Origin of the sequence: Saccharophagus degradans 2-40, from assembly GCF_000013665.1 — a bacterium.
In the GTDB taxonomy this organism is placed as follows: domain Bacteria; phylum Pseudomonadota; class Gammaproteobacteria; order Pseudomonadales; family Cellvibrionaceae; genus Saccharophagus; species Saccharophagus degradans.
Genome location: NC_007912.1, coordinates 3,884,151 through 3,897,948 on the forward strand (window position 1 = coordinate 3,884,151; position 13,798 = coordinate 3,897,948).

The window sequence follows — 13,798 nt, forward strand, 5'->3', positions numbered from 1 at the left end:
CGCCTAACAGGTAATAATTATGAACAACGAACTAACTCAAAGCGCAGCCCCCGCTGCACGTGCACCTAGCACGCTGATACCAATGATAATAATTGGTACACTTTTTTTTGTTTTCGGCTTTGTTACGTGGCTTAACGGCTCGCTCATTCCTTTTTTAAAAATAGTGTGTGAGCTAACAGAGTTTCAGGCTCTATTCGTTACCTTTGCCTTTTATATTGCCTATACCTTTATGGCTGTGCCTTCTGCACTTGTGCTAAAGCGTACAGGCTATAAAAACGGTATGGTTGTTGGCCTTGGCGTAATGGCGGTAGGCGCACTTATTTTTATACCTGCGGCACAATTACAAAACTACATGGTATTTTTAGTTGCGCTATTTTTACTCGGTGCGGGTTTAACGCTACTGCAAACCGCTGCCAACCCATACATTGTATGTATTGGCCCGCGCGAAAGTGCTGCTACCCGTATTAGTGTAATGGGCTTAATTAACAAAGGTGCTGGCATAGTTGTGCCAGTGGTATTTACCACCCTTATACTTACCGGTATGGATCAATTCGAGCCAGAAGTGCTTGCGGCACTCACTGCAGAAGAACGTGCAGCCCGCCTAGCAGAGCTCTCTTCTCGTTTGGTAACGCCCTATATCTATATGGCTGTGGTGCTACTAGGCTTAGGCGCTTTTGTTAAATTTTCTCCACTGCAAGAGCTAGAATTTGAAGACAACGATTCGCCCGCAGTAGAAAAAGAGTCGGATATTCTTAAATACCCTCAAGTTGTACTCGGTGCAATTGCGTTGTTTACATATGTAGGCGTAGAAGTAATCGCCGGAGACACCATTGGTTTATATGGCCAAACAATTGGCGTAAAACATTTTGGCTCGCTCACCTCTTACACTATGGCCTTTATGGTTATTGGTTACGTACTTGGTGTTGTGTGTATACCTAAATATCTAAGCCAAGAGAAAGCGCTATTAGGTTCCGCTGTATTCGGTATGTTATTTGTTGCTGGCGTAATGCTTTCATCGCAAGAAAGCACACTCATTTCTAGTATTTTATTCGGCTGGGCAGGTATTCCTGTAGTACCAGATACCATTACTTTTCTAGCGTTATTAGGTTTAGCGAATGCACTGGTTTGGCCCGCCATATGGCCGCTAGCCTTACAAGACCTAGGTAAATTTACAGCTGTTGGCTCTGCACTATTAATTATGGGTATTGCAGGTGGGGCTATTATTCCATTAGCTTACGGGCATTTCGCCGAAGGCGGTAACGGCCAATCTGCATACTGGGTAATGATTCCCTGCTATGTGTTTATTCTTTTTTACGCACTCAAAGGCCACAAAATGCGTAGCTGGAAATGAAATCTAGTCACTAGTATTTATTAATTAGCGTTTGAAAAGGCATACTCTGGTGGGTATGCCTTTTTTAGTTAACGCTCAGTCACTTATGTAACAGCACCACTGCCCACTTCGTGCTATAACGTAGCAGCACAAACAATAATTGAGCCACCCACTTATAAAAGGTGATTATTATGGCCACACAACGCTATTTGGCCCTCGACGTTATGCGCGGGGCAACGCTCGCCATGATGATACTTGTGAACACCCCCGGCGACTGGGGCTTTGTTTACGCCCCCCTGCTACATGCAGATTGGCATGGTGTCACCATTACCGATTTTGTGTTTCCGTTTTTCCTTTTTATTATTGGTTCGGCGTTATTTTTTACTAGCCGTTCTAGCGGGCAGCTAGCCCCAGCAATTAAAGCTAAAAAAATAATTAAGCGTACAGCGCTGCTATTTACTATTGGCTTATTGCTGCATGCATTCCCTTTTACTACGGCGCTTAGTGAGTTACGCATACTAGGCGTATTGCAACGCATAGCGCTAGCCTATGGCATAGCGGCGTTTATTGTATGGCTACCCACCACGCAACGGCTAATGGCGGCGCTAGGCATATTAGTAGCCTACTGGCTTGTATTTATACTCACCGATAGCAGTTACCATTTAGCAGACAATATTGTAAGGCACATAGATATTACCATTTTAGGCGCAGAACACTTATGGCAAGGTAAAGGCTTAGCCTTTGACCCAGAGGGCTTACTTAGCACCTTACCTGCCGCCGTAAATATATTGGCGGGCTTTGAAGCTACACGTTTATTGGTAAGCCAACCAGCTGGCGAGCCAAATAATGCCACCAGCCGCCAATTTAAATTGGCGCTGTACGCCATGTGCAGTATTACTATTGCATTAATTTGGCACCGCTGGATGCCCATAAATAAATCGCTTTGGACAAGCAGCTTTGTGCTGCTAACTAGCGGCGTGGGTGTGCTAGTGCTTTTATTATTAGTTAGATTAGAACCTTACCGCGCAACTGCAGCTATTTATCGCGCCTTCGCAATTTATGGCCAAAACCCATTGTTTATTTATGTATTATCTTCACTTTGGGTGCAGTGCTATTTTCTGTTTCATATAGACGGCGTAAATATTTATGCTTGGCTGAATAATCAACTGAACTCAATTGCCGAACCTTATTTGGCAAGCTTGCTATTTGCTCTGGGGCATGTCGCGTTGTTTTGGGGAGTGGCATACGCATTACATAAAAAGCGTATTGTAATAAGTGTTTAGTTTTGCTGATTCGTATTAAGACGCTCGCTTTTAGAGTTTAGCCTTTAGTTATTAACGACTGTAAATATACAGGCAAAAAAATGCCCGCCACCTTGCGGAAAGCGGGCTAATCACCTATCAGAGTGACTGACAAAATAACAATCGCTAGTAGCTAGCAGCTAATTTCTAGTAACTAAAGAATCGATTGAGACCAAATTAAAATCTTCATCAAAAGCTGTAAATTCAGCGCGGTAGCCTGGGGCTATTCGGCCCATGCATTCGCCTAACCCCATCATATCGGCGGGGTATTGGCTTGCCATTTTCACGGCTTCTTCTAAAGGAATACCTATCATATGCACGGTATTTTTAACCGCGGCCAACATATCTAAATCTGAGCCTGCCAATGTATCGTCGGCGGTGGCGCAGCGGCCATTTTCTGCGCGAATAACTTCGCCGTTTAAAGTAAATACTTTTTCTGCGGCGCCAACCGTAGGCATAGCATCAGTTACCAAAATAACTTTTCCCTTTGGCTTAGCAGCAATGGCTACACCCAAGGTTGCAGGGTGCACATGAAAGCCATCGACAATAATGCCACACCAACTTATTGCGCTTTGTAACGCGGCACCCACAACCCCCGGCTCTCGGCTCGACATTGGCGTCATGGCATTAAATAAATGGGTAAAGCTTGTTAGCCCTGCGTCTAACGCTTGGCAAGTTTGCTCGTAAGTCGCCGCAGTGTGACCAGCCGCAACCACTACACCAGCATCTACCAAACGTTTTATCGTTGGTGTATCGGTTTGCTCTGGCGCGAGAGTTACGAGGGTTTTACCTTTTTTAAGCGACGTTAAAATATCGAATGCTTCGTCATCAATCACTTTAAATTTATTGGCATTGTGTACCCCTTTGCGAGCAGGGTTTAAAAAAGGCCCTTCTAGGTGGATACCTACAATACCTGGCACGCCTTGCTCTATGGCGTCGTTAACTGCGGCAATAGCGGCGCGCATTACATCTAAATCGTCGCTAATAAGGGTTGGCAGCATTGCACTGGTGCCAAATTGTTTATGCGCTTCGCTCATAGCAATTAAAGTTTCTACTGTGGGGGCATCATTAAATAACACACCGCCACCACCATTGACTTGGGTATCAAAAAAACCGGGGGCAAGGTAATTGCCCCCCAAATCTATGGTGCGGTCAACATCGTTGGGCAGCTGGTTTACAGGTACCAATTCGCGAATATAATCACCGGCAACAATTACTGCGTACGCTTCATCGGCACAAACTTGGCCGTCAACATCGGCGCCCGCATAGGTGCCGCTATCTCTGTAGGCGTGCAGTAAATTTGCATTGATAAGCGCGGTGATCATTATAAAGTCTCCGTAACCTTGTTTAGGTGTGGGGGTTCATCTGGGTTGTAGCCGCGAGCAAGTGACACCGCATTCGCCATGCGATAAAAACTTTGCACACCCAATATAGGGGCTATGGCAGGGTTGGCATTTTGCACTACTGGCAAAATATAGTCGCCCTGTTCGCCCTCTGCGGCGTAAAGCACTTTGGCACCGCGCGCGCGAAAATCGCTAACAAGTGCATCTGTACCTAAACGGGTTTCGTCCCTTTGGCCAAACACCAATACAGGGAAGTCTTTATTCACAATCGCCATAGGGCCATGCTTCACCTCTGCAGCACTATACCCTTCGGCATGTAAACCGCAGGTTTCTTTAAATTTAAGTGCCGCTTCTTGCGCAACACCAAAGCCAAGGCCACGTCCAATAACAAACATATTATTGGCATGCTGCAAGGTTTCTACGCCTTTTGCGCTCCAGTCTAAATCCCATGCTTGTGCTAGGCTTTGGGGCAATACCCCTAAACCCTGCTGTAATTTTTGGTCGCCACTTAACTCGGTTACTAAATGTAAAATAGAAGCCAAGGTTGCAATATACGACTTTGTAGCCGCAACGCTTTTTTCTAGGCCTGCGCCTAAAGGCAGTACTATATCGGCCATTTGGGCTAGTGGGGAGTCTTCTACGTTCACCATGGCCAATGTAAGCGCGCCAGATGTCTTAGCCTGCTCGACGTTGGCGAGTAAATCTGGGCTTTTGCCTGATTGAGAAAACGCAATATACAAAACACCGTCTAGTTTAGGGCGCGTTTGGTATACCGATGCAATCGAAGGTGCTGCCGAGGTGGTTAGCAGGCCCAAGCGAGTTTCTATTAAATATTTCGCATAGGTGGCTGCATGGTCAGAGCTACCACGAGCCATTGTCGCCACCGCGCGCGGGGCGAAAGCTAATATTTTCTTTGCCGCTTCGGCAACCAACGCCGCGTTATTCTGTATTTGATTTGCTACCACACTAGAAGCCTGCTCGGCTTCGCGGTACATAAGTGTTTGTGCGACAGTGGCGGGTACAACAATAGCCATGATTCTTTCCTCACCCCTATGGGTAGTATTTTGCTAGTTCGGCTTGTGCTTAACACCAAGGCTTAATTGCTGGCTTTTGCAACACAACCGGAGTAACGATCAATCGAGGCACACCTCGAGACAACGTTGTCATTATTGTTCGAAAAAGCACCGTTGTAAAGCAAAAATATTTATACTGGGGCAGTTTGGGAGGAGTCGCGCACAATAAGTTTAGGTAAAAACCCTTCACTTTCAACAACTTGCGAGCCTTCAGCGCGGCTCTTTAAGGTGTCAATTAGTAGTGCAGTGGCACGCTGCGCAATGGTGCTAGTGGGTTGCTGGGCCGTAGTAAGGTTTGGCCAGGCTTGGCGCGAAAAGGGGCTATCTTCGAACCCCACTATGGAGAGCTGATTTGGTACATCTACACCCGCAATACGGGCAGCAAACAAGGTACCCGCTGCAATTTCATCGTTACAGGCAAACACCGCGGTTGGGCGTGGGCCATCTAGCTCGAGTAACGCACGGGTGCGCTCCACTCCAGATTCAAACGAGTATTTACCGGGTAATATATGGTTTTCGTGGGGGGTGATGCCGTTATCTGCTAAGGCAGAGCGGTAGCCTTCCAAACGTTCGCCACTGGATTTATGCTCTTCATCACCGCCCAAAAAGGCGATATCTTTGTGGTTTAAATCGATTAAGTGCTGCGTAATTGTGTAAGCCGCTGTGCGGTCATCGATGTAAACACAAGGCGACAATGTATCTGGTGCGGCGCTGCCAGATAAAATACGTACGAATTCGACTTTTTTATTAGCAATAGCTGCGAGTATTTCGGGGTTTTCGGAAATAGGCGGTGTGAGCACTAGGCCCCCTACCCGGCTGCGATCGATCATTTCGATCACTTCATCAATAATGTGCTCGCCAGATGCATTACACGGGTGAATAACTAGCTCATAGCCGCGCTTATGGCATTCGTTAAGAATACCGCGCTGCATATCGATTACGTAGTTGCTGTTGGGGTTATCGTAAATAAAACCTATGGACGATGCAGCGCCACGCAAACCACGGGCAGACAAATTAGGCTTATAACCAAGCTCGTTAATCGCTTTCCATACTTTTTCTTGCAGGGCTTCACCAACGGTACTCTCTTTGTTTACTACGCGCGAAACAGTTTTAAACGATACCCCTGCGAGCTTAGCTACATCTTTAATTGTTGGTTTCATCTACAAGAAGTGCCTAATTAGTTGGTAATTGCCGCGAGTATACCCGTATTTTAAGCTTAGGCCAAAAACTGCAACAACAAGTAACGCCCTTTACGCAATAGCTAACTATGGGCAAAAACACGCAATAAAACCGCTTCGTCGCATTTAAAGTTTAAAGTAATACGGCCTTAGGTAAGCTTGCCCCAGCAGAGGCCTTTACCTTTTGTAGGCGCTCTACCTGTTAATCTAGCACCCATTTTCAAGCCAATTTAGCGTTGCACACAACGAGTATAAACAGCCAAAACTGCTACCCCAATTACCCATGAGCCGACAATTATGAAGATAACCCCAATCATTTACTTAGTACTTGCACTCATTATAAGCCCGTTTAATGCAAACGCCGCCGAGCAACAGGGGTGGCAATCTTTATTTAACGGTAAGAATCTAGATGGCTGGGAACCTTACGTGAGTTTTCAGCCAGAAACCAACGAGTACTTATTGGTTTCTAAACATACACCGCGCGGCATAAACAACGACCCCAAAGGTGTTTTTTCGGTAGTTGATGGCCTGCTTAGGGTATCCGGTGAAGAGTGGGGTGGGCTAACATCACACGCTGAGTTTGAACGCTTTCATTTAATGTTTGATATTAAGTGGGGTGATAAAAAATGGCCGCCTCGTTTAGATGTAGTGCGCGATAGTGGCCTCTTATACTATGCCGTTGGCCCACATGGTGCACAAAGCAGCCACTGGATGCGCAGCCACGAATTTCAAATTCAAGAAGGTGACTGTGGCGATTACCACAGCTTAGATGGTGCACTTATTGATGTGCACGCAGGCCACGCCAACCAGGGCGATTGGCATTTCTATAGGTACGACCCGTCACTTCCACTACAAAAGAATATTAGCAGCCGCGTACTTAAATTAGGCAATTACGAGAAGCCATTCGGCGAGTGGAACACCATGGAAGTAATAGCAGACGGCACAACACTCATTCACAAGGTGAACGGCAAGGAAGTATTTAGGGCCTTTAATTCTCGACAAAAAAACGGCGACCAGATAACACCGTTACAGAAAGGTAAATTGCAAATTCAATCGGAAGGTGCAGAAGTATTCTACAAAAATATAAAAATTAAAAAACTGCCTTAGCTCCTACTTCCTACTTTCTATTTTCTATTTTCTGTTTGAACTGCGCGGTTAACTTTTAATAGTTAACAGCGCAGCTAACAGGGCAACTCAAAACAATAAGAAATTTGCGTAGCAAGCATGCGAATGTTTTCAATATCGTCGTCGGACCAATTAACTGCCGCACCTTTACTTTCGCAGCAAATAACACCCACGGGAGCAAACTCTTTATGTAAAATAAAATCGAGCAACGAGTGTATATCTAGCGGCTCAAAATAGCTTTCATTAAAACAGCTGGTAACAGGGTGTGCTCGCGCTCGGCTAGCCACTAAAAGCTCGCGCTCAACAATTGCATCAAAATAAACAGGAAAGTCACGGCGGTTAAGCTCTAGCCCTTCCGTAAATTCCTGCGCCTCTACATCGTAATTAATAAGGCTTATTACTTTTTGTTTATGCTCACCAAACCGCCATAGGCTAATTAAATTTGCATTGGGAATGAGCTTTGCTGCAACCCGGCATATTAACTCCAACTGCCTCTTGCCGGTTAACCTAATTACATTACAATAATCTAAAAGCTCAACACTCAAGTCTAGCCAAAAAACATTACCAAAGCTCAAATTCGTACTATATTGATAGGTATAGTTTATTTTAAACAGATAAAAGCAAGCTTCTCTTACCAAAGCTCACTACATATAGCCGTGCGCTTTACAATACTAGAAATGGACAAATGCTACTGGATAGACGCCAAGATGTTGAATTGCGTGACGCAGTGTCAAGCTTGCGACAGATGTTATCCGTCGCTAAAGATGCGTCTACAGCTTACCAGGACACATTAAAAACGGCCTGTGAGCTCACTCACTCACCCTTCGGCTTTATAGCCAAAAGAGAAATAATCGACGGTTCTTTAGAACTCAAGGTTTCCCACCTTTGCCACAACGAAGTAGAAGCCACAAGCGTAAGTGAACCCCTTTTCCTACCGCTCACACCCCAAGTAAAATTAAATTTTTGCAATGGGGCACAATTAATTAGTCAGCAAGACTTGACTAAGCTACAGGGGTTTTTCGAAGGGGTAGAACGATTTAAGCAAATGATGGCCATCCCCATTTCGGATGCTCACTCTATACACGGGGTGTTATTTCTCGCCAATGCCCAAACGGCCTATCACACATCTCTTTCCATGCGTTTATGGCCGCTTATAACCAATTGTATTTGCATTGCGCGTATTATTGATCAGCGTAAAAACAGTACCGATCAATCCCCCCCACAAGATAGCAGTACTCCAAACGAGCTATATTACTTATTCGAAGGCGTTTGCCCCCTTAGCGTAGTTACAGTAGACCACCAACTAAAAATAGTCCGCATGAACCCGCGCGCCGAGGCGATATTTGGCTACAACCAAAACCAAATTATCGGGTCTCATATTTCTACATTGCTACCAGAAAGATTTACCAACGAACACCATACACAAACTTTTGCCTATAACCCCCTCGCTCCACCACAGCATACTAGCAGCCCCATGATTGGCCGTAGCTATAAGGGCGTGGCTATAAATTTCGACGTAAACAAACTGCAATATGTGCTAAAGGGCAAGCGCCATCATATTCTTATTATGCGCGACACCACCGAAATAGAAATTGCGCGCGCTCAGCACGAGGATGAGGTAGAGCGTTTTCGTATTTTGGCGGACTTGGCCCCAGTAGGTATTCTGCAAGCGAATAGCGACTGGTCTGGAATCTACGCCAACGACCGTTGGTGCGAAATAGCAGGCAGGTCGATGAGCGATATTCTAGAGCTTGGCTGGCTTTCTGCCATTCACCCCGACCACTTTCACAATGTAATCGAACCCTTGCGCACTGCAATTAGCGAAGGTAAGGAGTTCAAACGCGAGTGCTTGTTTTTAAAGCCTAATAGTGAACAAACATGGGTAGAGCTACACGCACGTCCTCAAATTTCGACAAATGGCGATATTACTGGGTTTATAGCCACAATATTGGACAGTACTTTCCGCCACGAAGCAGAAGATAAACTGCGCGAACTCGCCGAGCACGACCCGCTCACAGGCTTGGCCAACCGAGCAATGTTTCAGCACCGGCTTGAACACGGGCTTTCGCGAACCCATCGCCACGGCTCCCTCGCCCTATTGTGCTTGGATTTAGACGGGTTTAAAAACGTAAACGATACTTTGGGGCATGATAGCGGCGACGAACTACTTATAGAGGTGGCCAAACGTCTTACCAAATGCGTGAGAGAGGAAGATACTGTTGCCCGCGTCGGCGGGGACGAATTTATGATTTTACTCGAAGGGTTAAAAGACGCCCAAATAGCCGCCGAGGTAAGCGAAAAGATTTTAAACTCACTCGAGCCGCCGTGCAGTATTAACCGTCAAGAAGTCTTTATTAGTACAAGTATTGGCATAACTTTCGCTACCAAAGGCGACAAAAACGACTCTAAATCGCTAATGAAACAAGCCGATATGGCGCTTTACCGTGCAAAACACGAAGGCCGTAATAACTACCAATACTACTCCCCAGACCTTGAACGCGCATCGCAGGAACGACTCTACTTAGGCAACAGCCTGCACCACGCGTTACAACGCACGGAGTTCCAAGTTTTCTACCAATTTAAATCCAGCCTTTCCACCCATAAAGTAACAGGGTTCGAAGCCGTATTACGCTGGGAGCACCCACGCCGCGGCCAATTACAACCCGATCAGTTTATTCCTATTTTAGATGAAAGCGGTTTGATCGTACCGGTAAGTCGCTGGCTAACCCATACAAGCTTTATGCAACACGCCAAATGGAAGGCGAAAGGGCTAATAGAGAAGGATGCCAAAATAGCAGTGAATGTATCTCCTCGCTTATTGCGCGACCCCTACTTTATTCGAGGCTTGGCAAACTCGATACAAGATTCAAAAATTGACCCAACTAGCGTGATCATAGAAATAACTGAAACAGCCCTTCTCGAGCACTCAGAGCAAACTACCGATGCCCTGAACGGGCTAAAAAGAATAGGAGTGGCAATTTCCCTCGACGACTTCGGCACCGGCTTTTCATCGCTAACCCATCTTAAGCGCTACCCTATAGATCAAATTAAAATTGATCGATCATTTGTACAAAATCTATTAAAAGATTCAGGCGACAAAGCAATAGTCAAAGCCGTAATAGTGCTCGCCAAATCGTTAAAGCTTACAGTTGTTGCAGAGGGCGTAGAAGATAAAGCCACACTCGATTATTTAGCATCGCTAAACTGCGACGAATACCAAGGGTTCTACCTAAATAAGCCACAACCTGCAGAAGAGATTGAAAATTTACTGCTTAACGGCCTACAATTAGCCCCCTCTCAAGCAGATAACTCATCAAAATAAAAAGCTAACATGTACAGCTTTGTATGCTCCGCAAACTTTCAACTAGGTTAAAACATGGCAAACCAAAGTGACAGCAAACTTGTGCCCAATTATTATGTAGCTATAGGCGCATCTGCAGGCGGGTTAGAAGCCCTACACGAGTTTGTCCAGGAGCTACCTAGCGACAGCGGTGCTGCTTTTATAATCATTCAGCATCTTTCACCCGACTTCAAATCGGTAATGGCAGAGCTGTTAAGCCGTCACACCAGCATGCCAATATACAACGCGGAAGATGGCGCTGTTGTAGAAGCTAACACTATCTACCTTATTCCCGCGCGCAAAAACATGATGATCGCGGAGGGCAAGCTTTTACTCGCCGACCAAATGCCAGATACCGGCATACACTTTCCTATCGATATATTTTTCCGCTCCATAGCAGAAGATCAACACCACCACTCTATGGGTGTAATCCTTTCTGGTACAGGGAGCGATGGCAGCAGAGGGCTGCTCGCCATTAAAGAGGTAGGCGGCCTCGTTTTGGTGCAAGACCCAGCGTCGGCCAAATTCGACGGTATGCCTTTCAATGCAGTGAAAACTGGCGTGGTCGATGTGGTTGCGTCAGCATCAGAGCTGCCTGCTAAAATAGTAAACTATATAACCCATCCAATTGTGAGTGGCAGCGAAAAAGCACTTACTAGTGCAGTTAAAAGCGATACAGGCGCGCTTAAAGAGATTTATCAATTATTGCGCGAAAAAAGCAATATCGACTTTACCCAATATAAACCGGCTACCGTAGAGCGGCGTATAGAAAGACGTATAGGTATAAACGGGTTAAGCAGCCTACAAGAGTATTACAACTTTATTTTAAAGCACCCACCGGAAATGGCCATCCTATCGAAGGATATGCTTATTGGCGTAACACGGTTTTTCCGCGATGACGAACCATTCAAAATGCTGGAAACCAAAATCATTCCATCTATATTGGATGACACCCCAGTAACAGAGCCAATTAGAGTTTGGGTTGCAGGCTGTTCAACAGGCGAAGAAGCCTATTCCATTGCGATACTCTTTGACGAGGCAATGAACGAACGCGCGGAAGCAAGATCGATAAAAATATTTGCAACAGATGTAGACCCAGATGCCATTGCGGAAGCTAGTGCAGGGGAGTTCAGTACCAACATTCTTACCGATATGAGTGAAACTCGCTTTAAAAAGTATTTCACTCATACATCTAGCCACGCCACTATTGCATCCAATATTCGGCAAATGGTGGTATTCGCTACGCACAATTTAATGAAAGACCCACCCTTCTCTAATACGCAACTCGCTATTTGTCGCAACGTGCTTATTTATTTTCAGCCACCAGCCCAAAGACGTGTTTTGTCTATGCTGCATTTTTCATTAAAGAAAAACGGCTACCTATTTTTAGGCAACTCAGAAACACTAGGCGATTTGGCCTCGCATTTTGAAACTACCCACGAGCGCAACCGCTTTTATCGCAAAATATCCAATGTTCGTAGCGTGCATAATACTATGTCCAATATTGGCTCAGTAAACGCAAAAAACCCTGCGATGCCCAGCGTAGAGCAGCTATACCGAAGCTACCAACGCAATCAACCTGCATCTAGCTTTCCTTCAATTACTGAGTCTCTTATTCAAGATTACGCACCACCGGCGATAGTACTGGATGGCGACCTAGAAATTTTACATGTATATGGTGATGTGACGGCCTACACCCGGAAACTACAACCAGGGAAATTTAGATCGAGCATTGAAGATGTAATAAGCCCCGACCTAGAAATTGCGGTATCAACGGCCCTGCATCGTGCGCGCACAGAAGAAGACAGCGTCAAATACGATAACATTCAAGTAACAACAGATAACGGTCAAACAGAAAATATCAATTTACGGGTACGCTGCGTCAAACAAAGTAGCGCGGCTATCCAGCTTTACTTTATTGTTATTTTTGAACCATCCCAAAGAGTTATTACATCAACAGACACGTCGCTAACCTTTGACGCCAAAGATCAAGTACAACAACGTATTCGCGACCTAGAACTTCAGCTGCACCAAAAGCAAGAGCACCTGCAAGTTATTATTGAAGAGCTCGAAACCACCAATGAAGAGCTGCAATCTTCCAACGAAGAATTAATGGCAGCCAACGAAGAACTGCAAAGCACTAACGAAGAGTTGCAGTCGGTAAACGAAGAGCTGTACACCGTTAACAGCGAATACCAAGAGAAAATTGAAGAAATAACGCGCATAAATACCGATTTAGACAACATTATTAAATCGACAGATATAGGCATTATTTTCTTAGATAACGCCATGCTTATTCGCAACTACACCCCAGCTGCCACGCAAGCGGTGAACTTATTACCCTCCGATATTGGCAGGCCGTTCCATCATATTTCACACAAACTACACTACAATGGCCTATTAAAAGATGTAGCCAAGGTTATTGAGGATGGCCTGCGAATAGAGAAAAACATTCAAACAGTACACGGTAATATTATGAGTATTACACTCACTGCTTACATTGATGAATTCAATGTAAATAATGGTTGTGTAATTACGCTTACCGACAACACCGAAAAAGTAAATTTAAAAGCTCGCCTAGTAGACAGCTACAACGAGCTGCGAGGTACGATCAATACTTCGCTGGTATCATCTAGCACTAAAGTACAAGTACTCATCCTTGATGACGACCCAGATGATTGCCTGCTAGTTAAGCACCAGTTAAATGGCGACGCGCAATTAAGTGGCGATTTTCAAGCCACTGCAGTACACACCCTAGAAGAAGCACAAGCTCTATTGCAAAAAACACACTTTGACGTATGTTTAGTAGATTATTACTTGGGCAATAGAAACGGATTGGAACTAATAGAAACACTAGCAGACCCCAAATCCAGTACTGCATTTATTGTGCTTTCTGGCGCTTTGCAAAACGCTACCCGCGAAAAAGCGCTTGAACTTGGGGTTTACGACGCGATAGACAAAGCGCACATGACACCCTACTTGCTAGAGCGCAGCATTCGCTACGCCATTAGGCATAAAAAAACCGAGCTGTTCTTGCTCGCGCAAACGCTAAACACACCCACAATTTAACACTGCAATTTTTGCAGCCAGTTAAACCGCGAGTACGGG

The 13,798-nt window shown here is 45.3% G+C and carries 9 protein-coding genes; 5 read left to right on the forward strand and 4 right to left on the reverse strand.

Going from position 1 to position 13,798, the window contains the following annotated elements:
• Positions 1–19 precede the first annotated feature (19 nt).
• Together SDE_RS15915 and SDE_RS15920 are read left to right on the forward strand one after the other, a co-directional pair.
• Entirely contained in the window at positions 20–1,351 is a 1,332-nt protein-coding gene (locus SDE_RS15915; RefSeq protein WP_011469511.1) for a sugar MFS transporter, read from the forward strand.
• A 170-nt stretch (positions 1,352–1,521) separates the two neighbouring features.
• On the forward strand, positions 1,522–2,613 hold the full coding sequence (locus SDE_RS15920; RefSeq protein ID WP_011469512.1) for an acyltransferase family protein: 1,092 nt from the start codon (positions 1,522–1,524) through the stop codon (positions 2,611–2,613).
• Positions 2,614–2,771: 158 nt separating this feature from the next.
• On the opposite strand, the gene nagA is transcribed toward SDE_RS15920, so the two are convergent.
• The 3 genes from nagA to SDE_RS15935 form a co-directional block, all read right to left on the reverse strand.
• Positions 2,772–3,956 (reverse strand): N-acetylglucosamine-6-phosphate deacetylase, encoded by a 1,185-nt coding sequence (gene nagA / locus SDE_RS15925; RefSeq protein WP_011469513.1) that lies wholly within the window; start codon positions 3,954–3,956, stop codon positions 2,772–2,774.
• On the reverse strand, positions 3,956–5,008 hold the full coding sequence (locus tag SDE_RS15930) for an SIS domain-containing protein (RefSeq protein WP_011469514.1): 1,053 nt from the start codon (positions 5,006–5,008) through the stop codon (positions 3,956–3,958). Before SDE_RS15930 ends, nagA begins: the two co-directional genes overlap by 1 nt.
• A gap of 170 nt (positions 5,009–5,178) precedes the next feature.
• Positions 5,179–6,207: a LacI family DNA-binding transcriptional regulator gene (locus SDE_RS15935; RefSeq protein ID WP_011469515.1), complete on the reverse strand. Its 1,029-nt coding sequence runs from the start codon at positions 6,205–6,207 to the stop codon at positions 5,179–5,181.
• Between the two features lie 315 nt (positions 6,208–6,522).
• Here SDE_RS15935 and SDE_RS15940 point away from each other — a divergent pair, with 315 nt between their 5' ends.
• Entirely contained in the window at positions 6,523–7,332 is an 810-nt protein-coding gene (locus tag SDE_RS15940; RefSeq protein ID WP_011469516.1) for a 3-keto-disaccharide hydrolase, read from the forward strand.
• A 74-nt stretch (positions 7,333–7,406) separates the two neighbouring features.
• Here SDE_RS15940 and SDE_RS21495 read toward each other — a convergent pair whose 3' ends face one another.
• A complete protein-coding gene (locus SDE_RS21495) occupies positions 7,407–7,838 on the reverse strand; it encodes a GAF domain-containing protein (protein WP_158303886.1) in 432 nt (143 codons plus the stop codon).
• Positions 7,839–8,035: 197 nt separating this feature from the next.
• Here SDE_RS21495 and SDE_RS21500 point away from each other — a divergent pair, with 197 nt between their 5' ends.
• Positions 8,036–10,672, forward strand: a complete 2,637-nt coding sequence (locus SDE_RS21500; protein WP_011469518.1) for a putative bifunctional diguanylate cyclase/phosphodiesterase — start codon at positions 8,036–8,038, stop codon at positions 10,670–10,672.
• A gap of 54 nt (positions 10,673–10,726) precedes the next feature.
• Entirely contained in the window at positions 10,727–13,759 is a 3,033-nt protein-coding gene (locus SDE_RS15955) for a chemotaxis protein CheB (RefSeq protein WP_011469519.1), read from the forward strand.
• The last annotated feature ends 39 nt before the right edge of the window (positions 13,760–13,798 follow it).

Coding starts and splice junctions, on each gene's coding strand:
- SDE_RS15955 (WP_011469519.1), top strand. CDS start 10,727: ATGGCAAACCAAAGTGACAGCAAACTTGTGCCCAATTATTATGTAGCT.
- SDE_RS15930 (WP_011469514.1), bottom strand. CDS start 5,008: ATGGCTATTGTTGTACCCGCCACTGTCGCACAAACACTTATGTACCGC.
- SDE_RS15935 (WP_011469515.1), bottom strand. CDS start 6,207: ATGAAACCAACAATTAAAGATGTAGCTAAGCTCGCAGGGGTATCGTTT.
- SDE_RS15915 (WP_011469511.1), top strand. CDS start 20: ATGAACAACGAACTAACTCAAAGCGCAGCCCCCGCTGCACGTGCACCT.
- nagA (WP_011469513.1), bottom strand. CDS start 3,956: ATGATCACCGCGCTTATCAATGCAAATTTACTGCACGCCTACAGAGAT.
- SDE_RS15920 (WP_011469512.1), top strand. CDS start 1,522: ATGGCCACACAACGCTATTTGGCCCTCGACGTTATGCGCGGGGCAACG.
- SDE_RS15940 (WP_011469516.1), top strand. CDS start 6,523: ATGAAGATAACCCCAATCATTTACTTAGTACTTGCACTCATTATAAGC.
- SDE_RS21500 (WP_011469518.1), top strand. CDS start 8,036: ATGCTACTGGATAGACGCCAAGATGTTGAATTGCGTGACGCAGTGTCA.